The following is a 22,480-nucleotide window of genomic DNA, read 5'->3' as shown; positions in this document are numbered from 1 at the left end:
CATGAACACGTGTGCTGACGCGTCGATGCTAGCCGCCGCCCGTCGACCCCTCTCAGGTCAGGCGGCCGTGACGACCTCGTCGTAGTCGAGGCGGGGCAGCCGGTCGAACCACGGGTTCTCGCCGGGCTTGCCGACGTTCACCACCACGAGTGACTTCCACGGCTTGCCAGCGAAGAACTCGGCGTCGACGCCCGCGGCGTCGAACCCGGTCATCGGGCCCGCGGCGAGCCCGGCGGCACGCACCCCGAGGATGAAGTAGCCGACCTGCAGCAGCGCGTTGAACTTCGCGGTCCGCTCGCGCTGGGCGTCGTCGCTGAAGAGGTCCTTCGCGTCGGGCCTCGGTGGGAAGATCTTGGGCAGGTTCTCGTGGAACTCGGTGTCGGCGGCCAGCACGACGGTCGCGGGAGCGCCCTCGGTCTTGGCCCGGTTGCCCTCGGCGAGGTGCGGCAGCAGCCGCTGTTTGCCCTCGTCGGTGCGCACGACGAGCGCGCGCAGCGGCTGGATGTTCATCGAGGTCGGCGCCCACTTGACCAGGTCGTAGATCGCCTCGAGCTGCTCGTCGGTGACGGGCTCGGGGCTGAAGGAGTTGGCGGTGCGCGCCTCGCGGAACAGCAGGTCCTGCACCTCGGCGGGCAGCTGCAGCGCGTCCTCGGCTGTCACAGACGTCATCGGTAGATCCCTTTCCATCGCGATCGTGCTCGTCGGCGTCAACCTTGTTGAGCGCTTGACTATTTCGCGACGGACGGAACTGTGGACCGGATCACCAACCGGAGCGCGGACGCGTCAGTAAGCACCGCGGCCGTAGGTGACGGCCCGCAGCGTCTTCCAGAGGATCACCACGTCGAGTGCGAGCGACCAGTCCTCGACGTAGCGCAGGTCGAGCCGCACGCTCTCCTCCCACGAGAGCTCGCTGCGCCCGCTGACCTGCCAGAGACCCGTGAGCCCCGGCTTGACGAGCAGCCTGCGGTGCACCTCGGGCGCGTACCGCAACGTCTCCTCCGGCAGCGGCGGCCGCGGCCCCACCAGCGACATCTGCCCGCTGAGCACGTTGATCAGCTGCGGCAGCTCGTCGAGCGAGTAGCGCCGCAGGAGCATGCCCACCCTGGTCACGCGCGGATCGTTGCGGATCTTGAACAGCGGGCCCGCGCCCTCGTTGCTGGCGGCCAGCTTCTGCCGCACCCGGTCGGCGTCGGTGACCATCGTGCGGAACTTGAACATGGTGAACGCGTCGCCGTCGCGCCCCACCCGCTTCTGCCGGTAGATGACGGGACCGCGGTCGCCGAGCTTGATCGCCAGCGCGATGCCGAGCATCACCGGCGCCGCGATGGCCAGCAGCAGCGCCGCGCCGCAGCGGTCCACGATCTCCTTCACCACGCGGCGGCCACCGGTGAACGCGGGCGCGGTGACGCGCAGCAGTGGCATCCCGAACACCCCGGAGACGTTGAGCCTCGGGCCCGCGATCTCCATCAGCACCGGCGCCACGACCAGCTCGGCCGCCGTGTCCTCGAGGTCCCAGGCGAGCTGCTGCAGGCGCTTCGGCGTCCAGTACTGGTCCGCCGTCACGGCCACGACCCGGTAGCCACCCCTGCGGACGTGCTCGGAGAGCTCGTCGAGCGCGCCGATCACGGGCACGCCGTGCACCTCGCCGCGGTCACCCGTGCCGGACGGGGTGCACACGGCCTCCACCCGCCAGCCGACGTGGGACATCGCGCGCGTGCGCTCGATGAGGTCGTGGACGGTGTCGGGATGCCCGGCGGCCATCACGGGCAGTAGGTACTGGCCCTGGCGGCGGAGCCGGTGCACGAGCCGTCGCAGCGCGTACCGAGTGGGCAGGATCACGAGCGCGACGGCGGGCACGACGTAGAAGACCCACGGCTTGACCTCCAGCGCGCCCGCGAGCAGTCCGCCGAGCGCCACGAGCACCGCGGCGATCACGAGCCCCCTGCCGACCCTGCGGAACTCCTCGGCGCCTTCACCGAGCCCGTGCTTGTTCCAGGCCCGGCTGGCCGGCAGTGAGCACAGGATCGCGGCCGCGGTGCCGATCGTGTGGGGCTCGTCGAAGCGCTGGAAGTCGCCGATGAACAGGGCACCTGCCACGACCACCAGCGCCGTGGCCAGCGTGTCCGCGAGGATGACCCACACGCGGTAGCGGCGCTCCCAGGCCAGCGCCGTGGTGGGAGCGGCTCCGCGCGACCTGCCGTCGACCACTCGCAACGAGCGGGAGGCAGGTCGGGAGCCGATGTGGGGCATTCCGTGCTCTGGCCCCGTAGACGGCCACACCGACTCTTCCATCGAGCCTCCCGCGTTCATTCAGTTGTGGGCCTCTCGACGAACCCCAGCGCGCCGAGAAAAACTCCACAGAGTAACGAAGACTGGTACACGCTCAGTAATCAAACGGGGAATACATGCGGTGGTATCGGTCACGCTCGGCGCGTTGTTACAGAGCAAGAGGCCGGTGCAGCGTCCACGTGAGTGACATCGAGGACAGGAAGAGGTTCCACAAATGTGACGAAGAGTGATCATGGGTGGGACTCAACTAACTACCTAACGTAGTCAGTTGATCTATGACAACGAGACCCGAGTTGTCACATTTCGTCGACGGTGGAGCACGTCACATCGCGACGCGGGCCACCTCCCGGAATGCCGGGCGAGCGCACGTCGTTGACATCGACGGGTCCGGAAATCCCGAACATGCCCCGAAAACGGAAAAGGCCCGGCACGAATGCCGGGCCTGACCTGAGGGGACTTTCGGTGGGCGATACTGGGATCGAACCAGTGACCTCTTCGGTGTGAACGAAGCGCTCTCCCGCTGAGCTAATCGCCCCCTCGCGGTGTGAAAGGAACTCTACCCGACGCCGTTTCGCACCCGGCAAACGGGTGGTCTCCACCCCGCACCGTCCGCACAACGCCTGACACGGAGCGTAGAAGTGCCAGCTAGCGGGCATACGGCCAGGAGGGTGACGACGCCAACGGGACGGAGGTCACCCGCAACATTCGCGACACGGTTCTATCGCCCGCGCGGCAAACCGAGCACTATGTACGCGTGAGCGATCACGGGGCCACGCACGGAGGCCGATGAACCGAGAGCGATGTCGAGACGGGCCCGGCGGATACACGACAGTGTGATATCGGCCGAAACGGCGAGCGAGTCGGAACCCGGCTGCGTCTCACCATCGAACCTCGGCCAACCGGCCGGGAAGGGAGCAGAAGGGTAAGACCATGCGAAACGATCACGTGACGCTCCGGTCCACGGCGGTCTTCGACCTGCTGGCACCGCGAACGCCTCCTGTTCCGGTGAAGGTGGAGCTGCGCTACGACACGCGCGACCCTTACGCCGTCGTGGCCGCCTTCCGCACCGGCAGGGCCGGCTGGGTCGAATGGGTCTACGCACGCGACCTCCTCGCCGACGGCCTCCTGGCCGACGCGGGTGACGGCGATGTGCGCATCCGGCCGTCGGTGGAGGACCCGGAGTCCGTCCTCATCGAGCTGAACTCGCCCTCGGGACACGCCATGTTCGAGGCCTCGGCACAGGAGCTCGCCGACTTCCTCGACCGCACCTACGACGTCGTGCTGCCCGGCAACGAGCACCTCTGGGTCGACGTCGACACCGCACTGACCCACCTGATTCCGAACGATCTGAGCTGATGAGGGCCATGCGAAACGTTGTGGACACCCCCAGTGCACACAGCGTTTCGGCGGTCCGATACAGTTCTTCACACACCAAGGCGACGGGGTGCGAGCCCCGAAGCCACGGAATGCGGACGTAGCGCAGCTGGTAGCGCATCACCTTGCCAAGGTGAGGGTCGCGGGTTCGAGTCCCGTCGTCCGCTCGGAAGAGCCCACACTCGGGCCCCCACGGTGGAGTGGCCGAGAGGCGAGGCAACGGCCTGCAAAGCCGTGTACACGGGTTCGAATCCCGTCTCCACCTCGCGCGATTAGCTCAGCGGGAGAGCGCTACCTTGACACGGTAGAGGTCACTGGTTCGATCCCAGTATCGCGCACCAACCTGTTTCTGCAGGTCAAACCCCAAACGGTGATCATCGCCGGTTGGGGTTTTCTCGTGTTTGGGAGCATGATCGGGAGCAGTTGATCATGCCTTACTTGTACTCACACACATGTGTTCACCACGGGCGACCCCACTGCGCCCGACGACCGTGACCGCGATCTGACCGTCCACACAGGCACTCGACGGGGGTCAATCGCAAGGCATCGCACGGAACTGGTTGCCACACCACAGCGGCGTTGCCGCGAACGGGCCCGCTGGCCGCCCCACCACGACCCGCGTGGCCGCCCCGGCAGTTCGCCCACAGCAACACCCGGCGCCCTGCCATGGCGGATACGAAGTGGCGTTGGCAATTCAACCCCGCACAGCGCCAGCGAACGGGCTCTGGACATCGGCATATGTGGACCTATGCAGAGACCGTGACTATGCCGAAGGGTCATCCAATGCGTTGGCGAGATCGAGGACGAACGGGGTGCCACTGGCCGATGGCGTCCAGCCTTGGACGCGTGCGGTTCGTATGGCGCGTTCGACGTCGGTTGGAAGAACTGGCTTCGACCGCAGGCCAAACCAGTTCCCAGGGTGGGGTTGGCCGGTCCGGACGACGAGTACCGTTCCAGGGCCTGCTGTGGCCTCCACTGCGAACGTCAACGGCGTCCAGCCGTTGCCCTGGCTGTAGCTCGGCTTGTGACGTATGCGCCACCGATAGGTGTCGCCGTCCACGACGATGCGCCGGGACCCCTTTCTGGCTAACGCCACCACGTGCTCCTTCGACTGCTGCTGGTGTCGTGTTGGAGTGTCCAGCCTGACGCTGCCGATGGCAAAGCCTTTGCCGGGGCCCGGCTCACCGGCCGCGCCCGCAAGCAATGTTCGAACGACGGTGCGATTTCCGGTTCGGCCCGAGGCAGGTGCCCGATGCTGCCGGTCATGTGTGAACCTGACTGGCTGTTGGGCCAGGTTGATGCGGAGCGGCCTCGGCGGCGTCGAGACGGTCGTCTTCGGCTCGCAGGTCGGGTGGGTGGCCAGCACGATGAACACGCTTGCCTGGACGGCGGCGCCCACCGCCCAGAACCGCATCGAACGGCAACCAAACCCACCCAACGACACCGGCGTGGAGGTGCAACCCCCACGCCCCGCCCGTGGTCACCGGAATCTGGACTCGCACCTTGTCGACGGGGCTCGGGCTTCGCGTTTCTCAGGGCACCTTCGATTCTCGTTCGAAGGTGCCCTTCGTCCATGGCTACTGGTCGTTCTGGTCGTTGTTTCCCTGTTCCGCCAGGAAGCGTTCGAACTGGCTCGCCAGTTCGTCGGCCGTGGGCATCGGGGTGTCGTCGGCCAGGAGGTTGTCCTCCGAGCGCGCCGCCGTGAACGTGTCGTACTGCCGCTCCAGCGCCGTCACCACCTCGGCGACCTCGTCGGACTCCCGCACCTGCCGGTCGACCTCGGCGTCCGTGCGCCGTGCCGCCTCCCGCACCGCGTCCGACGGCAGGCTCAGGCCCGTCGCGCGCTCGATCGCGTCGAGCAGCGTCAGCGCCGACGCCGGATACCGCGCCTGCGCCAGATAGTGCGGCACGTGCGCGGCGAACCCGAGCGCGTCGTGGCCTGCCTCACCGAGCCGCAGCTCCAACAGTGCCGCCGCGCTACCGGGGATCTGCACCTCGTTGAACATCGACGAGAACGCGCTCACCAGATCGGGCCGCGTCGCGTGCGCCGTCAGCCCGAGTGGCCGCGTGTGCGGAACGCCCATCGGGATGCCCTGGAAGTTCACGCTCAGCCGCACCTGCCAGCGCTCGACCAGATGCCGCACCGCGGCCGCGAACCGCTCCCACTCGTGGTCCGGTTCGGGTCCGGTGAACAGGAGGAAGGGTGTCTCGTCGGCGTCGTGCAACAACCGCACGCCCAACTCCGGCGACTCGAAGTCCGACCACCGGTCACCGGAGTAGGTCATCGTGGGCCGCCGAGAGCGATAGTCCAGCAGCCGGTCGACGTCGAACCGCGCCACGACCGGGCCGTCCAGCTCCTCCACCAGATGGTCGGCGACGGCGCGGCCCGCGGAGCCCGCGTCGATGAAGCCGTCGAAGTGAAAAAGCAGTACCGCACTGTCCAGCACCGGGACATCGGAATCCACTTCGTACAACTCGGCCGGATCCGGCACCACGCGACCTCCTGACTACGACTGACTGTCTCAAGCGGATACCAACGCATGGCCGTCCGGAATCCATCCCACCACATCGATCTGCCCGCCGGGTTCGCGTGGTGGAAGATGTTCGCGTGCAGGAGCCGAAGACACCACGCAACCAGGGCGCACTGACCCCTGAGCACGTCGACAGCCTCACCACGGTGCTCGATCTCGTCCGTTCCGGCGCGGCCAGGACCCGGCCCGAGATCGGCAGGCATTCCGGGCTCGGCCGCACGGTCGTGACCCAGCGCGTCAACCAGCTCACCGAATGCGGACTCATGGAGGAGGGCGCCCTCGGTCCCTCCAGCGGCGGCCGCGCGCCCAGGGAACTGCGGTTCCGTGCCACGGCTGGCGTCGTGCTCGCCGCGGAGCTGGGCGCCACCAGCATCGCCGCGGGCGTCACCGACCTCGCCGGAACCGTGCTCGCGGAACGCGAGGAACCCACCGACATCGCACTCGGCCCCGAACCCGTGCTCGACCGGGTGGAGGCACTGTTCGACACCCTGCTCGACGACGTGCGCGCCGAGCACGGCGACGTGGCCGTGTGGGGCATCGGGATCGGACTGCCCGGTCCCGTCGAGTTCGCGACTGGACGGCCCAGCGCGCCGCCGATCATGCCCGGCTGGGACGGCCACCCCGTGCGCGACCGGCTCACCGCCCGCTTCGGCGCGCCGGTGTGGGTCGACAACGAGGTCAACACGATGGCGCTCGGCGAGCTGCGCGCCGGAACGGCCAAGGGCCAGAGCGACATCCTCTACGTCAAGATCGGCACCGGCATCGGCGCGGGCCTCGTGTCCGGCGGACGGCTGCACCGGGGCAGCCAGGGCTGCGCCGGCGACATCGGCCACGCCGCTGTGGCCGACGAGGCGACCGTCGTGTGCCGCTGCGGCAACACCGGCTGTCTCGAGGCCTACGCGGGCGGCGCGGCGCTGGCGCGCGACGGGCTCGACGCGGCGAAGGAAGGCCGCAGCGAGTTCCTGGCCGGTGTCCTCGACTCCGCCGGCACCATCACCGCGGCCGACATCTCACGCGCCGCCCAGAGCGGCGACCGCGTGTCGGTGGAACTGCTCACGCGGGCGGGCAGACTGATCGGCAGCCTGCTCGCGACGCTCGTGAGTTTTTACAATCCCGCACTCGTCATCATCGGCGGCGGAGTGGCCGACGCCGGTGATCTGTTGCTGGCCGCCGTGCGCGAGTCCGTGTACCGGCGTTCGCTGCCGTTGGCCACGCGCGAGCTGCGGATCGCTCGTTCTTCGCTCAGTGACACCGCGGGCGTCGTCGGCGCGGCGTTCATGGTCATCGACGAGCTCTTCGCGCCGGAGCGACTGGCTCACTGGGTCGTGGCGGGATCTCCGGCTGGCGCACCGGAACTCGTGGACGTCCCATTGCGGACTCCGCTGCTCTAGCCTGAACGAATGGCCGATCGCGTCTACGGTGGCCGGACGGCGGCCGATCGCAGAGCAGAGCGCAGAGAGCGACTGATGGACGCCGGGCTGGAACTGTTCGGCACCGAGGGCTACGTCGCCACGTCGATCGAGCGGCTGTGCTCGGCGGCCGGAGTGTCCACCCGCAACTTCTACGAGGAGTTCACCGGACGCGAGGATCTGCTGACAACTCTGCACAATCGCGTGCTGGAGCGCGCGATGCGGGCGGTCACCGACGCGTTCGCCTCGGCGGAGAACGAGGCGCTGGCCGCGCGGATCGAGCTCGCCGTGCGGGCCTACCTCACCACGACGGCGCAAGATCCGCGCTGGGCGCGGCTGTCCTATGTGGAGATCGTGGGGGTCAGCGACGCCGTGGAGCGCCACCGGCTCGCGTGGCGCGAGCGGTGGGTGACGTTCCTCGTCGTCGAGGCGCGCCGCGCGGTCGCGCGCGGGGAGGCCGTGCCGCGGGACTTCCACCTGAGCGCGGTCGCGCTCATCGGTGCCGTCAACGAGCTCGTGTACCACTGGGCGCTGGGCGCGTACCAGATCCCGATCGACGACGTGATCGCCGAGATCGTCCGCATCGCCACGGCGATCCTCACCGGCCCCTAGCGCAGCGCGGGCAGCGCGGTGCCCGTCAGCCACGACGCGAAGAAGCCGTCGAGCGAGCGGCCCGCGTGCCGGGCGGCCAGCGCCGTGAACGCCTCGGTGGTGACCGTGCCGTGCCGGTACGTGTCCGTCCAGTCCCTGACGAGCGCGAAGAACGCGCGGTCGCCGAGCTCGGTGCGCAACGCGTGCAGAGTGAGCGCACCCCGTTTGTAGACGCGCTGGTCGAACATCCTGCGCACACCGGGGTCGGCGACGCTGAGATCAGCGGGAGCAGCCGCGACGACGCGGTGCCAGTCCCTGGCGTGCCTGCTCGCCGGTGCTCCGCCGGAGGCCTCCGACCACAGCCACTCCGCGTAGGTCGCGAAGCCCTCGTTGAGCCAGATGTGGCGCCAGTCGGCCACCGTGAGGCTGTTGCCGAACCACTGGTGCGCCAGCTCGTGCACCACCAGCCGCTCGTGCGTTCCGACGCCGTCGACGTGGTTGGCACCGAACACGGCCATTCCCTGCGCCTCGACGGGATCGTCGAGCTCGTCGCCGGTGACCACCACGACGTACTCGGCGAACGGGTAGGGCCCGAAGAGGTCCTCGAGCACCCTGACCATGCGCGGCTGCACCGCGAAGTCGGCCTCCGCGCGCGCCCTGAGCTCCACGGGCACCGCGACGCGCTGCCTCTCCCCCGGCGCGAACTCGACGTAGCGGCCGATCTGCACGCTCATCAGGTACGTGGCCGTCGGCACGCGCTGCTCGTACACCCACGTGGTGGTGCTGGCGCCGCGCTTGCGCGACACCGGCGAGCCCGTCACGAGCACCGTGTACGGCGACGACGTGGCCACGCTGACGCGGTAGGTGGCCTTGGCGGCGGGGTGGTCGTCACACGGGAACCACGACGGCGCACCGAAGGGCTGGGCCGCGACGAGCGCGCCGTCGGTCAGCTCGTCCCAGCCGAGGTCGCCCCACTGCGGTGAGCGCAGCGGCTTCGGGTTGCCCGAGTAGCGCACCTCGACGGTGAACTCGAAGCCCTCGGCGATCGAGCGCGCCGGGGTGACGGTGAGCTTGTGCCCTCGCCGGACGTAGCGCGCGGCGCGGCCGTCCACGAGCACCCTGCTGACCTTGAAGTCGGCGAGGTCGAGGCTGAACCGGGACAGTGCCTGGGTGGCCACGGCGCTGATGCGGGCCTTGGCGGCGAGGCGGTTCGACACGAGCCGGTAGTCCAGCTCGAGGTCGTAGTGGCCCACCCGGTAGCCGCCGTTGCCGTGCGCGGGCAGGTAGGAGTCGCCCGACGTCGTGGCGCCGGGCGACGGGACTGCCCTCACTGCCAGGTCGCGATGGCGTTGCCCAGCCACCGCGTGTCGGCGGGAACCTCGTCGCCCCTGGTCACCAGCGAGCCGGGGCCGATGGTCGTGCGGGCGCCGATGCTGGCCCCCGGCAGCACGATGCCGTGCGGGCCGAGTGTCGCGCCGTCGTCGATCACCACGGTGTCCATGCTCATGATCCGATCATGGAACAGGTGGGTCTGCACCACACAGCCCCGGTTCACCGTGGCTCCGTCCCCGATCCGCACCAGATCCGACTCGGGCAGCCAGTAGGTCTCCAGCCACACGCCCCTGCCGATGCGCGCGCCCATGGTCCGCAGCCAGGCGGGCAGCAGCGGGGTGCCGGTGACGGAGTCGACGAACCACGGCACGGCCAGCGTCTCCACGAAGGTGTCGGCCAGCTCGGCCCGCCACACGAACGAGCTCCACAGTGGACGTTCGGTGGCCCGGAAACTGCCCGCCAGCGACCACTTCGCGGCCGTGGCGAGCGCCGCGGCGAGCACGCCCGCGGTGAACAGCACCGCGCCGGAGACCAGCGCGGCCACGACGACGCCCAGTGCCGAGATCAGCGCGATGAACGCGGCGGCGACCAGCACGGCGAGCGCGACACCGCACATCACCGGCACGATGCGGCACAGCTCCACGGCCGCCCTGGCGAGCCGCAGCCGTCGCGGCGGGTCGAACGTCCTGCTGGTGTCGGCGTCCTCCACCGAGCGGCGCAGCGGCATCGGCGGCATCCCCAGCCAGGACGAGCCCTTCTTCGCCTTCGCCGGCGTCGACGACAGCACCCCGACCAGCCCGCGCTTGGGCACCGACCGGCCCGCGGCCGTCATCCCGGAGTTGCCGAGGAACGCCTGCTTGCCGATGCGCGCCGGAGCGACGTGCAACCAGCCGTGGCCCAGTTCGTAGGTGGCCACCATGGTGTCGTCGGCGAGGAAGGCGCCGCTGTCGATCTTGGTCATCTTGGGCAGCGCGAGCACGGTGGAGGCCTCGACGCCGCGGCCCACCCTCGCGCCGAGCAGCCGCAGCCACACGGGCGTGAACAGGCTGGCGTAGAGCGGGAAGAGCACCACCCTGGCCGAGTCCATCAGCCGCTCGGTGGCCCACACCTGCCACGCTCCCCTGCTGTGCACGGGGTGGTAGCCCTCACGCAGGCCGATGCCCAGCGCGCGCACCCCGCCCAGCACGAGCAGTGCGTAGGTCCCGACGTAGATCACGGTGGCCAGCGGGACGCTCACCAGCGCAGCTCCGAGTGCCGCACCCGGTCCGGCCGCGTCGGCGACGGCGGCACCGAGCAGCACGAGCGCGGGGATCGCGGCGATCGCCGGGAGCAGGCCGAGCAGCACCGACGTGACGCCGTAGGCCGTGGCCCACCGGCGCGAGCGCGCCGGGGAGTCCGACGGCCACTGTCCGCCCGCCTTGCCGTCGCGGCGCGCGGGCGAGCCCGCCCAGCGCTGGCCCGAGGGCACCACGCCGAGCACGGTCGAGCCCGCCGCGATCTCGGCGTTCTTGCCGACTCGGGCGCCAGGCAGCAGCGTGCTGCGCGCGCCGACGCGGGCTCCCGCCCCGACCCGGATCTTGCCGATGTGCACGACGTCGCCGTCGACCCAGTACCCGGAGAGGTCGGTCTCGGGTTCCACGGCCGCGCCCCTGCCGAGCTTGAGCAGCCCGGTGACCGGCGGCGGCGCGTGCAGGTCCACGTCCTTGCCCACCTTGGCCCCGAGCGCCCGCGCGTAGTGCGTCATCCACGACGCGCCCGCCACGGTGCTGGCCCCGCTGAGCTCGGCGAGCCGCTGGGCGGTCCACAGGCGCAGGTGCACCCTGCCGCCGCGGGGATGGGAGCCCGGAGTGAGGTCGCGCAGCAACAGCCGTGCGCCGCCCGCCGCGATGGCGATGCGGCCAGCGGGACTGAACAGCACGAGCCAGGCCGCGCCCAGCAGCCACCAGGGCACGGTCGGCGCCCAGGCGACGCCACCCCACTGCGCGAGCAGGGTGGACGCGGCCGCGGCCATGGTGCTCCAGCGCAGACCGGGCAGCGTCAGCAGCGGCACCAGCAGCAGCGCCTGCACCAGGCCTGTCTTGCGACGGGTCGGCGTGACCTCCCTGCGGCTGGTCTCGGTGTCGTCGAGCGCGTCGAGTGTCGCGGCGAGCTCGCCGAGGCGCGGCTGCCGGTAGACGTCGGTCACCGACACGGTGGGGTGGCGCGTGCGGATGCGCGACACGAACTGGGCCGCGGTGAGGCTGCCTCCGCCGTGCCGGAAGAAATCGGCGCCGGGATCGGTCACCGGGACGCCGAGGATCTCGCCCCACATCTCGGCGAGCCACGCCTCCGTCGGCGACAGCACGTCCACGGCCTCGTCCGCCGTGGACAGTGGCCACGGCAGCGCCGCGCGGTCGACCTTGCCGGACGTGCGGGTCGGCAGGTCGGGGACCACGGCGAGCAACGGCACGAGCGCGGCGGGCAGCTGCTCGCGCAGCCTGGCCACGGCCGCGTCGCGGTCGAACTCCGCGTCCGTCTGTGGCGCGACGTAGCCGACGAGGATCTGGTTGCCCGCCTTGGTGGTGCGGATCGCCGCCGCGCCGCCCGCGATGCAGGGCAGGGCCTGCAGCGCCGCGTCCACCTCGCCGAGCTCGATGCGCCTGCCGCCGAGCTTGATCTGCTCGTCGGCCCTGCCGAGGAACAGCAGTCCCTCCGGCTCGGCGCGCACGAGGTCGCCGCTGCGGTAGGCGCGCTCCCAGCCGAGCGAGGGCAGCGGTGCGAACTTCTCCGCGTCCTTGGCGGGGTCCAGGTAACGGGCCAGGCCCACGCCGCCGATGACGAGCTCACCGGTGCCGCCCATCGGCACCGGCTCGCCGTCGTCGTCCACGACGGCGAGCTGCCAGCCGGCCAGCGGCAGCCCGATGCGGACAGGGCCCTCACCGGTCAGCTGGGCTCCGCACGCGACGACGGTGGCCTCGGTGGGGCCGTAGGTGTTCCACACCTCGCGACCCTCGACGGCCACGCGCTCGGCCAGCTCGGGAGGGCACGCCTCGCCGCCGAAGATCAGCAGCCGGACGTCTTCGAGCGCGTCGGCGGGCCACAGCGCGGCCAGCGTCGGCACGGTGGACACGACGGTGATGCGCTGGGCCACGAGCCACGGGCCCAGGTCCACGCCGGTGCGCACGAGCGCGCGCGGGGCCGGGACCAGGCAGGCGCCGTAGCGCCACGCGAGCCACATCTCCTCGCACGAGGCGTCGAAGGCCACGGACAGCCCCGCGAGCACCCGGTCGCCGGGGCCGATCGGCTCCTCGGTGAGGAACAGCCGGGCCTCGGCGTCGACGAACGCCGTGGCCGAGGCGTGCGAGACGGCCACACCCTTGGGCTTGCCGGTGGAGCCGGAGGTGAAGATGATCCAGGCGTCGTCCGACGGCCTCGGAGCGCCCTGGTCGCCGTGCGGGGCGTCGAGCGGGGTGAGCGCTCCGCCGTCGCCGAGGGCCGCGCACACTCCTGCCTCGGCGAACACCAGCTCGGCGCGCTCGTCGGGGTCGTCGGCATCGACGGGGACGTAGGCCGCGCCCACCGAGAGCACCCCGAGGATCGCGACGTAGAGCTCGGCGGTACCCGAGGAGATCCGGACACCGACCCGATCGCCCCTGCCGATCCCGGCGGCGGTGAGCTTGCCGCGCACGACCTCGATCTCGGCGGCGAGCGTGCGATAGCTGAGCGTGACCGTGCCGTCGTCGATCGCGGGGGCCCCGGGGTGCCGCGCCGCCGTCTCGCCGAGCACGTCCAGCAGGGTCCGCTCGCCCCGCACCGGCTCCGTCAGGAAGAGCGCGCGGCCCGGATCGGCGGGCAGCGACTGGTCAGGGACGGTGTCGATCGCGAGTGTCACAACGCCTCACACGGCTCGTGCGGGCCGGCTCCGGATGAGGCGCCCGTTCAACGGCCGTCCACAATACCCGGAGTGACCGGCCGCGCCGCCCGCCGGTCACGCCGGGGACCGCTCGTCAGCGTGCCTTCCTCGGCTTCTTCTCGCGCACGCGGACGTTGATCCGCACGGGAGTTCCCTGGAAGCCGAAGCGTTCCCGGAACTTGCGCTCGACGAAGCGCCGGTAGCCCGCCTCGAGAAAACCTGTGGTGAACAACACGAGAGTCGGGGGCCGGATACCGGCCTGCGTCGCGAAGAGCACCTTGGGCTGCTTGCCGCCGCGCACCGGCGGCGGAGTGGCCGCGACGAGGTCGGAGAGCCAGCCGTTGAGCTGCCCCGTCGGCACGCGCTGGTCCCACGACGACAGCGCGGTGCGCAGCGCGGGCGCCATCTTGCGCACCGCACGGCCGGTGAGCGCGGAGACGTTGACCTTCTCTGCCCACGGCACGCGCACCAGGCCGCGGTCGAGCTCCCGCTCCAGCTGGTACCGCCGGTCCTCGTCCACGAGGTCCCACTTGTTGAACGCCAGCACGAGGGCGCGGCCCGCCTCGGCGACGAGCGTCACCACCCGCAGGTCCTGCTCCGAGATCGGCTCACTGGCGTCGAGCAGCACGATCACCACCTCGGCGGCGTCGATCGCGGTGCGGGTGCGCAGCGAGGCGTAGTACTCCGTGCCGCTCGCGGTCTGCACACGCTTGCGCAGGCCCGCGGTGTCGACGAAACGCCACGCCTGGCCGTCGAGCTCCACCAGCGAGTCGACCGGGTCGACCGTGGTGCCCGCGACCGAGTCCACCACCGCCCGCTCCTCGCCGGTGAGCTTGTTGAGCAGGCTCGACTTGCCGACGTTGGGCTTGCCGACCAGCGCGACGCGGCGCGGTCCGCCACCGAGCCGGTCGGCGTCCCTCGGGGCCTCCGGCAGCGAGCCGACGATCTCGTCGAGCAGGTCGCCGGAGCTGCGGCCGTGCAGCGCGCTCACCGGGTGCGGCTCGCCGAGGCCGAGCGACCACAGCGACGCCGTCTCGGCCAGCAACCGCTCGTCGTCGACCTTGTTGGCGGCCAGCAGCACGGGCCGCTTGGAGCGGCGCAGCACCTTCGCGACGGCCTCGTCCGTGGCCGTCGCGCCCACCGAGGCGTCGACGACCAGCAGCACGGCGTCCGAAGTGGACATCGCCAGCTCGGCCTGCGCCGCCACGGAGCCCTGCAGCCCCGTGGCGCCGGGCTCCCAGCCGCCGGTGTCGACGACGGTGAACCGGCGGCCGTTCCACAGCGCGTCGTAGGCGATGCGGTCGCGGGTCACGCCCGGCACGTCCTGCACGACGGCCTCCCGGCGCCCCAGGATGCGGTTCACCAGGGTGGACTTGCCGACGTTCGGCCTGCCGACGACGGCCAGCACGGGCTGGGCGACCTCGGTGCCGTCGTCGGACTCTCCCTCGGCGCCGTGCGCGTCGAGGGAGTGGAACTCCGACTCGTCGGACCAGGTGCCGTCTGCTTCGGTCATTGTCTCTGCTTCTCTTCTCGTTGCCTGTCAAGCCTGTCGACGAGGGCGGCGAGCGTTCCCCTGATGCGCTCGGTGCCCTCGGCCAGTGCGGCGCGGCCCTTGCCGACGTCCACAGTGAACGGTTCGCCGACGAGCACGTCGACCACCGGCCGGAACCGCCGGCGGGTGCCGGGGTTCAGCGTGCCGCGCACGGCCACCGGGACCACCACCGCACCCGTCACGCGCACGAGCCACGCCGCGCCCTGCTGAGCCTGCGCCACGTCCCCCGCGCCCCGGGTGCCCTCGGGGAACACCCCGACCAGTCCCCCGGCCCGCAGGACGTCCGTCACCGTCCGTAGTGCGTCCCGGTCGGGCGCGCCGCGCTTCACCGGGACCTGCCCGATGCGTCGCAGCCCCCAGCCCGCCGGGCCGGAGAACAGCTCCTCCTTGACGAGGAACACCGAACGTCGCGGCAGCATTCCGAAGATGAGCTGCGGCTCGATCATCGAGCTGTGGTTGGCGACCAGCACGACGGCCCGGTCACGCGGCACCCGGGACGCCCCGTGCACACGGACGCGGAAGGCGGGCCGGTAGAGATACCGGGCGATCACCCTGCCCACGTCGTGCATCCAGGGCAGCGCGCCCTGGGGCAGTCCGGTCACCGGCCTGCCTCCACGAACTCCCCGCCCAGCAGGCCCCGCCGCTTCGCAAGCTCGCTCAGCGCCGCCACGACCTGGTCGATCGTGAGCTCGGAGGTGTCGAGCACCTCGGCGTCGTCGGCGGCGCGCAGGGGCGAGGTCGCCCGGGTGGTGTCCAGCTCGTCGCGACGGCGCACAGAGGCGAGCACGGCCTCGGTGTCGGCCTGCCTGCCCGCCGCGGAGTCCTGCGCGGTGCGCCGCGCGGCCCGCACCTCGGCCGAGGCCGTGAGGAAGACCTTCAGTGGCGCGTCCGGCGCGACGACGGTGCCGATGTCGCGGCCGTCGACCACGATCCCGCCCGCCGAGCCGAGCACGGAGGCGATGATCTCGCGCTGGCCCGCGACCAGCAGCCGCCGCACCTCGGGCACCGCCGACACCGGCGACACGGCCACGTTCACCGGCTCGGTGCGGATCTGCTCGGCGACGTCGTCACCGTCCAGCAGCACCCGCGACTGTCCCGGATCGGTGCCGATCCCGACCTGGACCCTTCTCGCCAGCGCGGCCACGGCGTCGGCGTCGGCGAGGTCGACTCCCTCGCGCAGCGCCGAGAGGGCCACCACGCGGTACATCGCACCCGTGTCGAGGAAGCCGGCGCCGAGCTCGGCGGCCAGCATGCGCGCGACCGTGGTCTTGCCGGTCCCCGATGGACCGTCCAGTGCGACCACGCCACGTAGGGCTCCCGCCACCGACCGTTCTCCTCGCTGTCTCGCCGTCCTGTTGCGGGGACCCATTCTGCCTGCCGGTCAGCCGCGCTCCGCACGCAGGCGCTCGTCCAGCTCGTCGGTGACCAGCGTGGACTTGTCGACGGCCCCGGTCGAGTAGGCGGTGCGGCCGAACAGCTGCGACAGCACGGGCGCCGTGATCACCTGGAACAGGCCCGCGAGCACGAGGCCCACCGCGTACTGCGGCTCGAGGCGCACCGCGGTGCCCGCCAGGATCAGCAGCAGTCCCAGCGTCTGCGGCTTCGTGGCCGCCTGCAGCCTGCTCGGCACGTCGGGAAGACGCACCACCCCGTAGGCGCCGATCACGCAGAACAGCGCGCCCGACAGCAACAGCACCGCACAGATCCAGTCGCGCACGGTCATCGGTACCCCTCCCTGCGCTCGATGAGCCGGACCACCGAGATCGAGGCGACGAACCCGAGCAGTGCCACCGAGACCACGAGCGCGATGTAGATCCCGCGCAGCGACATCGCCATGCCCACCGAGGTACCCGCCACGATGAGCACCACGAGCACGTCCACCGCGAGGATGCGGTCGAGTGTGCGCGGACCGCGGATCAGCCGCACCAGGCTCAGCAGCCCGGCGAGTGCGAGCAGTCCGAACGTGATGATGAAGACGACGTTCACGGTGCCTCCGTCTCTCGCGGCGTGCCGTCGTCGACGGCCCTGGCCCTGCGCCGCTTCGCCTCCTCGGCGCGCTCGCGCACGGTGCGGGCCTCGTCGGGCGCACCGAACGCGTGGATCACCCTGACCTGCAGGTCGAGCGCGTCGTCGTGGATCTTGTCGCACGCGAGGCGCGAGCGGACGCCGAGCGCGTAGACGTACCAGATGCGGTTGGCCCGGTCGATCTGCAGCACGAACCGGCCCGGTCCCAGCGACAGCACGTTGGAGGCCGAGGCGATCACGTGGTCCACATCGGACAGCACGGGCACCGCCACGATCGCGGCCTTGACGCTCGAGCCGTGCCGGAACTCGTCCCAGGCCAGCCGCACGGCCGACAGCACCAGGTCCCACACCACGTACAGGGTCAGGCTCGCCAGGCGCAGCGGATGGCCGAAGATGTTCCAGCGATGCACCGGCAACGGGAAGAACACCAGCACACCGAGCGCCACCAGCACACCGAAGACCACGGTGGTGACGTCCAGCGTTCCCCACAGGCTCACCCAGACCAGCACCAGCCAGACGAGCAGCGAGGGCGAGAGCCTCCTCATCGGCCGCCTCCGTCCGCGCCGAGGACCGCGGTCTGATAGGCGCCGCCGTCGAGCAGGTCGGCCGCCGCGCGTTCACTCATCGCCGCCAGCGGCCCGGCGAACACCGCGATGAGCACGCTCACCGCCACCAGTCCGCCGGTGGCCACCAGCATGCCCTTGGACGTCGACCCGGTGCCGACCGTCACCTCGTCGGTGGGGTCGGGGTCCGCGTGCGGCTCCGCGACCTTGCCCCAGAACGCGCCCACCCAGATCTTGGTGACCGCGAAGAGCGTCAGCAGGCTCGTCACCACGGCGGCCGCCGTCACGGCGTAGGCGACGGGAGTCCCCACCGCCGCGCCCGCCTGCAACAGCGCGATCTTGGCGACGAACCCGGAGAACGGGGGGATCCCGGCGAGACTCAGCGCGGGCAGTGCGAACAGCACCGCCACGAGCGGATAGGCCTTGGCCACCCCGGACATCGCCTGCAGCGACACCGTTCCCGTGTGGCGCGTGATGATACCGCTGGTCAGGAACAACGCCGCCTGCACGGTGATGTGGTGGACGACGTAGAGGATCACCCCGGCCAGGCCGAGCACGGTGAACAGCGCGAGCCCGAACAGCATGTAGCCGATGTGGCTCACGAGCAGGAACGACAACATCCGGTTGAGGTCGTTCTGCGCGATGGCGCCGAGCACGCCGATGATCATCGTGAGCATCGCGATCACCAGCAGCACTGTCCAGCTGGCGTCGTGGATGAACACGAGCGTCTGCGTGCGGATCAGCGCGTAGACGCCGACCTTGGTGAGCAGGCCCGCGAACACCGCGGTGATCGGTGCGGGCGCGGTCGGATAGCTGTCCGGCAGCCAGAAGTGCATGGGCACCAGCGCCGCCTTGATGCCGAACACCACGACCATGAACAACGCGAGGCTCGACTGCACGCCCGCGTCGAGCTCGGCGATCTTCGCGGGCAGCGCCGCGAGGTTCACGGTGCCGGTGGCCGCGTAGACCAGCGCGATCATGGTGATGAACAGCAGCGACGAGGTGAGGCTGACGATCACGTAGGTCATGCTCGCCCGCACGCGGGCCGCGGTGGTGCGCCGTGTGATCAGCACGTACGACGAGGCCAGCATGATCTCGAAGGCGACGAACAGGTTGAACAGGTCACCGGTGAGATAGGCCAGCGAGACGCCCGCGCAGAGCATCAGATACATCGGGTGGAACGCCGTGGACGCGGTCTGCCTGCCGTAGTCGGTGATGCGCTGGCCGATCGAGAAGATCAGCACGGCGAGCGTCACGAGCGCGGACACGAGCAGCAGCAGAGCCGAGAGCCGGTCGGCGACCAGTGTGATCCCGAACGGCGCGGCGTAGCCGCCGAACTGCAGCACGACAGGGCCGTTGCGGTCGGTCTCCAGCAACAGCACCACGGCGATCGCGGCGATCGCCGTGAGGACGCCGACCCCGAGCAGGCGCTGCACGCGCGGCGAGCGCCCCGCGATCAGGGACAGCGCGGCCGCGAACAGCGGCAGCAGGACGGGCAGCGCGACGAGGACCGTCACCTCGGCACCTCCTCGCTGGCTTCGGGAGCCTCGAACCCGGCGACGGCTTCGGATGGTTCCGTGTCTGAATCGTCGGAGTCCTCGTCCCGCTCGGCCGCCTCGCGGATGCGGCGGTCCTCGACGTCGTCCTGGACCTCGTCGTGGCCGAGCAGCGCCCACGAGCGATACGCCAGCGCGAGCAGGAAGGTGGTGAGCGCGAAGGTGATGACGATCGCGGTGAGCGCGAGCGCCTGCGGCAGCGGATCGACCATCGCCTGGATCACGGCGGAGCCCACGAACGCGGGCTCCCCGGGCGGTCCGCCCGCCACCTGCAGGAACAGGTTGGCGCCGTGGCCCAGGATCACGATCCCGAGGATCACGCGCATCAGCGAGCGCTGCATCAGCAGGTAGAAACCAACCGTGTAGAGCCCCGCCAGGACGATGACCATGGTGATGTTGACGGTCACGTGCGTTCCACCTCGTCCCGCTCCATCGTCTCCTCGTCGAGGCCTGGACCGCCCAGCTCCGTCCCGGCGCCGACCGTGCGGAGCAGGTCCATGACGACGCCGACGATGAGCAGGTACACGCCGAGGTCGAGGAACAGGTTGGTGGCGATCTTCAGGTCGCCGAGCAGCGGCAGGTGCAGCGACCAGACCGCCGACGACAGCACCGCCTCCCCGAAGAAGGCGGGCGAGAGCGCCGTGACGATGGCGATGCTCAGGCCCGCGCCGATCACCACGGGCGGCCGGATCCGCACCATCGCCGCGAGTTCGGCACTGCCGCCCGCGACGTAGCGCAGCACGAAGGCCAGACCGGCGACGAGCCCGCCGCTGAACCCTCCGCCCGCGTTGTTGTGCCCGGCGAAGAGCAGGTAGACCGAGAGGATCAGCACCGTCGGGAAGACGACGCGGGCGACCACCTCGAGCAGCAGCGACCGCGGCCAGGTGTTGCAGTTGTGCTCGGCCATCAGCCAGCGGTCGCGCGGACGGTCCCAGAACGTCCACGGCACCGGATCGGTGTCGTGGTCCGTTTCCTCCGTGGGTCTGTCGGTGGTCATCGCTTCACCTCCGTCCGCTCGCCATCGGTCTCGTCGGTCCCGTCCGTCTCGTCCAGCGCGGCCAGGGAGGGAGGGCGTTGCCTGGCGCGGGCGAGGATCAGGCTCGCCGCGCCCGTCGCCGCGACGGCGAGCACGGCGATCTCGCCGATGGTGTCGAACGCGCGGAAGTCGACGATGATGGCGTTGACCACGTTGGACGCGCCGGTCGCGCTCTCCGCGTTCTCGATGTAGAACCGGCTCGCCTCGGGCAGGCCGTCCCTGCTGCCGGAGTAGAGCACCGCCAGCACGGCCACGAACGTTCCCGCGACCGCGGCGATGCCCGCCTTCACCCAGCGGGCGCGCCGGAAGTAGGGCCTGGCATCGACGAAGCGCGGCGGGAAGCGGCGGATCACGAACACGAACACGACGAGGGTGAGCGACTCGACCAGGAACTGGGCGAGTGCCAGGTCGGCGCCACCGTCCACGATGAACAGAGCGCCGATGCCGTAGCCGACCACACCGGTGAGCAGCACGGCGGTGAGCCGTCGCCGCGCGAGTACCACCGTGCCCGCCGCGGCGAGCACCAGCACCGCCAGCGGCAGCTGCATCCACGAGTCCCACGCCCGCAGCTCCGTGGGCGACAGCGGGCCGCCCGCCAGCAGTCCGGCGCCGGGCAGCACCACCATCGTCACGAGGATGATGCCGAGGTAGGTCGGCAGCGAACCGGCCTGCAGCCGCCCCGTGATGCTCAGCGCGCCCCGGTCCAGTCCCATCACGGCCGCGCGATACCCGTTCTGGGCGCTCATCCGCTCCGGAATCCAGCCCGCGAGCTTCGGTGCGAGCGAGGCGCGGTACATCGCGTACCCCGCCGCGATGATCACCGCACTGATCAGCAGCGGCAACGTGAGGCCGTGCCACAACGCGAGGTGGTAGTCGGGTGCGGGCAGCGGATAGGTGTCGGCGTAACCGGCGAGTACCGGCTCGACGATCCAGGGCGCGAACGCCAGCACCAGGCTGGCGACGGCGGGGATGCCGACCATCGTCGTCATCGCGACGCCCGACGGCGGCGCCTTCGTGGGCGCCACCGTGGGCCGGGTGCCGAACGCGCCGACGAGGAACCGCAGGCTGTAGGCGACGGTGAAGACCGAGCCGAGCATCACCCCGGCGAGCAGTGCCAGGTCCTTGGGGTCGCCGGTGAGCAGACCCTCGATCGCCGCTTCCTTGCCGACGAACCCGAGCAGGGGTGGAACTCCCGCCATCGACAGCACGGCCAGCGTCGCGAACGCCGTCAGCACCGGCCAGCGCGATCCGAGCCCGGAGAGCTCGCGGATGTCGCGTGTCCCCGTGCGTTTGTCGATGATGCCGACCGTGAGGAACAACGCCGACTTGAACAGGCCGTGCGCCAGCACCAGCGTCACGTCGGCGAGCGCCGTGATCCACGTGCCGGCGCCGACCAGCACCATGAGGAACCCGAGCTGGCTGATCGTGCCGTAGGCGAGCAGGGTCTTCAGGTCGTGCTGGCGCAGCGCGCGGAATCCGCCGAGCACCATCGTCCAGAGCCCGAGCACCACGATCGGTACCCACCACGCCGGCAGGTCCGAGAACGCGGGGGCGAAGCGGGCGACGAGGTACACACCGGCCTTCACCATCGCCGCGGCGTGCAGGTAGGCGCTCACCGGAGTGGGCGCGACCATCGCGCCGGGCAGCCACGGGTGGAACGGAACCTGGGCGGACTTGGTGAACGCGCCGAGCAGGATCAGCACCACCGCGATCGGGACCACACCGCCGCCGGGCGGATCGGCGAGGATCTCCGAGATCCGCGTCGTGCCGGAGGCCGAGGCGAGCAGGATCAGGCCCAGCAGCATCGACAGCCCGCCGAGGCTCGTCACGAGCAGCGCCTGGGTCGCCGACTTGCGCAGCTTCTTCGTCAGTCCGTCCCCGCCGACGAGCAGGAACGAGCAGACGGTGGTGAGCTCCCAGAAGATGTAGAGCGAAATCACATCGTCGGCGAGGACGAGTCCGAGCATGGAGCCCGCGAAGAGCACCAGCAGCGCCGAGTCCCTGCCCACCGCGCGGTCGCCCGGTTTGGCGTAGCACGCGTAGTAACAGAGCACGAGGGCCCCGATACCCGACACCAGCAGGATCATGAGCAGCGCGAGCTCGTCGAAGCGCGCGGTGAACTCCAGCCCGATTCCCGGCGCCCACGCGAGTGTCTCGGTGGGATGGCGGGCCGCGAGCGCGTCGTCGGCATGGCTCACCGCCAGCACGAGTGTCAGCGCCGGGGCCACGGCGCCGACGACGAAAGCACCCCTTCCCCACCGGCGCGCGATCAACGGCAGAACCGCCGCCAGCACGAAATGGGCCGCTATGGCCGTCAGCACCCTGTCTCA

At 70.7% G+C, this 22,480-nt stretch carries 19 protein-coding genes and 4 tRNA genes; 6 read left to right on the top strand and 17 right to left on the bottom strand.

The features are described from left to right. Positions 1-57 precede the first annotated feature (57 nt). The 3 genes from JHE00_RS27365 to JHE00_RS27355 form a co-directional block, all read right to left on the bottom strand. On the bottom strand, positions 58-669 hold the full coding sequence (locus JHE00_RS27365; protein ID WP_200323498.1) for a malonic semialdehyde reductase: 612 nt from the start codon (positions 667-669) through the stop codon (positions 58-60). Between the two features lie 114 nt (positions 670-783). Next, positions 784-2,292 (bottom strand): sugar transferase, encoded by a 1,509-nt coding sequence (locus JHE00_RS27360; protein ID WP_200323496.1) that lies wholly within the window; start codon positions 2,290-2,292, stop codon positions 784-786. Between the two features lie 460 nt (positions 2,293-2,752). Continuing rightward, a tRNA-Val gene (locus JHE00_RS27355) sits at positions 2,753-2,824 on the bottom strand. Positions 2,825-3,219: 395 nt separating this feature from the next. Between JHE00_RS27355 and JHE00_RS27350 the strand changes: the two genes are divergently transcribed. The 4 genes from JHE00_RS27350 to JHE00_RS27335 all read left to right on the top strand — a co-directional run bounded on the left by JHE00_RS27350 (position 3,220) and on the right by JHE00_RS27335 (position 4,004). Beyond that, on the top strand, positions 3,220-3,645 hold the full coding sequence (locus tag JHE00_RS27350) for an SsgA family sporulation/cell division regulator (RefSeq protein WP_200323494.1): 426 nt from the start codon (positions 3,220-3,222) through the stop codon (positions 3,643-3,645). 112 nt (positions 3,646-3,757) lie between these two features. Further along, positions 3,758-3,830, top strand: a tRNA-Gly gene (locus JHE00_RS27345). Between the two features lie 27 nt (positions 3,831-3,857). Next, positions 3,858-3,928, top strand: a tRNA-Cys gene (locus tag JHE00_RS27340). Between the two features lies 1 nt (position 3,929). After that, positions 3,930-4,004, top strand: a tRNA-Val gene (locus JHE00_RS27335). 422 nt (positions 4,005-4,426) lie between these two features. On the opposite strand, the gene JHE00_RS35300 is transcribed toward JHE00_RS27335, so the two are convergent. Both JHE00_RS35300 and JHE00_RS27325 read right to left on the bottom strand, forming a co-directional pair. After that, positions 4,427-5,077: a hypothetical protein gene (locus JHE00_RS35300; protein ID WP_230425060.1), complete on the bottom strand. Its 651-nt coding sequence runs from the start codon at positions 5,075-5,077 to the stop codon at positions 4,427-4,429. 163 nt (positions 5,078-5,240) lie between these two features. Continuing rightward, positions 5,241-6,155 (bottom strand): proteasome assembly chaperone family protein, encoded by a 915-nt coding sequence (locus JHE00_RS27325; RefSeq protein WP_372440506.1) that lies wholly within the window; start codon positions 6,153-6,155, stop codon positions 5,241-5,243. 116 nt (positions 6,156-6,271) lie between these two features. On the opposite strand from JHE00_RS27325, the gene JHE00_RS27320 reads away from it, so the two are divergent. Both JHE00_RS27320 and JHE00_RS27315 read left to right on the top strand, forming a co-directional pair. Further along, complete coding sequence (locus JHE00_RS27320; RefSeq protein WP_307832139.1) at positions 6,272-7,585, top strand: ROK family protein; 1,314 nt, start codon at positions 6,272-6,274, stop codon at positions 7,583-7,585. Between the two features lie 9 nt (positions 7,586-7,594). After that, entirely contained in the window at positions 7,595-8,215 is a 621-nt protein-coding gene (locus JHE00_RS27315) for a TetR/AcrR family transcriptional regulator (protein ID WP_200323490.1), read from the top strand. On the opposite strand, the gene JHE00_RS27310 is transcribed toward JHE00_RS27315, so the two are convergent. The 12 genes from JHE00_RS27310 to mbhE all read right to left on the bottom strand — a co-directional run bounded on the left by JHE00_RS27310 (position 8,212) and on the right by mbhE (position 22,471). Continuing rightward, positions 8,212-9,531, bottom strand: coding sequence for a M1 family metallopeptidase (locus tag JHE00_RS27310; RefSeq protein ID WP_200324062.1), 1,320 nt, complete (start codon positions 9,529-9,531; stop codon positions 8,212-8,214). The two genes, JHE00_RS27315 and JHE00_RS27310, sit on opposite strands and share 4 nt — an antisense overlap. Next, positions 9,522-13,397: a Pls/PosA family non-ribosomal peptide synthetase gene (locus JHE00_RS27305; protein ID WP_200323488.1), complete on the bottom strand. Its 3,876-nt coding sequence runs from the start codon at positions 13,395-13,397 to the stop codon at positions 9,522-9,524. The genes JHE00_RS27310 and JHE00_RS27305 overlap by 10 nt, the downstream gene beginning before the upstream one ends. A gap of 115 nt (positions 13,398-13,512) precedes the next feature. Then, a complete protein-coding gene (gene der, locus JHE00_RS27300) occupies positions 13,513-14,931 on the bottom strand; it encodes a ribosome biogenesis GTPase Der (RefSeq protein WP_200323486.1) in 1,419 nt (472 codons plus the stop codon). Next, complete coding sequence (locus JHE00_RS27295; protein ID WP_200324060.1) at positions 14,928-15,539, bottom strand: lysophospholipid acyltransferase family protein; 612 nt, start codon at positions 15,537-15,539, stop codon at positions 14,928-14,930. Before JHE00_RS27295 ends, der begins: the two co-directional genes overlap by 4 nt. Positions 15,540-15,568: 29 nt before the next feature. Beyond that, positions 15,569-16,294, bottom strand: coding sequence for a (d)CMP kinase (gene cmk, locus JHE00_RS27290; RefSeq protein ID WP_200323484.1), 726 nt, complete (start codon positions 16,292-16,294; stop codon positions 15,569-15,571). A 57-nt stretch (positions 16,295-16,351) separates the two neighbouring features. Continuing rightward, positions 16,352-16,693 carry a monovalent cation/H(+) antiporter subunit G gene (gene mnhG / locus JHE00_RS27285; protein ID WP_200323482.1) on the bottom strand — a complete coding sequence of 114 codons (342 nt, stop codon included), beginning with the start codon at positions 16,691-16,693 and terminating at the stop codon, positions 16,352-16,354. Continuing rightward, positions 16,690-16,956: an MrpF/PhaF family protein gene (locus tag JHE00_RS27280; protein ID WP_200323480.1), complete on the bottom strand. Its 267-nt coding sequence runs from the start codon at positions 16,954-16,956 to the stop codon at positions 16,690-16,692. The genes mnhG and JHE00_RS27280 overlap by 4 nt, the downstream gene beginning before the upstream one ends. Beyond that, positions 16,953-17,540, bottom strand: a complete 588-nt coding sequence (locus JHE00_RS27275) for a Na+/H+ antiporter subunit E (protein WP_200323478.1) — start codon at positions 17,538-17,540, stop codon at positions 16,953-16,955. Before JHE00_RS27275 ends, JHE00_RS27280 begins: the two co-directional genes overlap by 4 nt. After that, positions 17,537-19,075, bottom strand: a complete 1,539-nt coding sequence (locus JHE00_RS27270) for a Na+/H+ antiporter subunit D (protein ID WP_200323469.1) — start codon at positions 19,073-19,075, stop codon at positions 17,537-17,539. Before JHE00_RS27270 ends, JHE00_RS27275 begins: the two co-directional genes overlap by 4 nt. After that, positions 19,072-19,521: a Na(+)/H(+) antiporter subunit C gene (locus tag JHE00_RS27265; protein WP_200323467.1), complete on the bottom strand. Its 450-nt coding sequence runs from the start codon at positions 19,519-19,521 to the stop codon at positions 19,072-19,074. The genes JHE00_RS27270 and JHE00_RS27265 overlap by 4 nt, the downstream gene beginning before the upstream one ends. Continuing rightward, a complete protein-coding gene (locus JHE00_RS27260; protein WP_200323459.1) occupies positions 19,518-20,111 on the bottom strand; it encodes an MnhB domain-containing protein in 594 nt (197 codons plus the stop codon). Before JHE00_RS27260 ends, JHE00_RS27265 begins: the two co-directional genes overlap by 4 nt. After that, complete coding sequence (gene mbhE, locus JHE00_RS27255) at positions 20,108-22,471, bottom strand: hydrogen gas-evolving membrane-bound hydrogenase subunit E (RefSeq protein WP_200323457.1); 2,364 nt, start codon at positions 22,469-22,471, stop codon at positions 20,108-20,110. Before mbhE ends, JHE00_RS27260 begins: the two co-directional genes overlap by 4 nt. Between the last annotated feature and the right edge of the window lie 9 nt (positions 22,472-22,480).

Source organism: Prauserella cavernicola, from assembly GCF_016595675.1.
GTDB classification, from domain to species: domain Bacteria; phylum Actinomycetota; class Actinomycetes; order Mycobacteriales; family Pseudonocardiaceae; genus Prauserella_A; species Prauserella_A cavernicola.
Note: the sequence above shows the minus strand (reverse complement) of the source record. Positions and strands in the feature narration are given on the sequence as shown.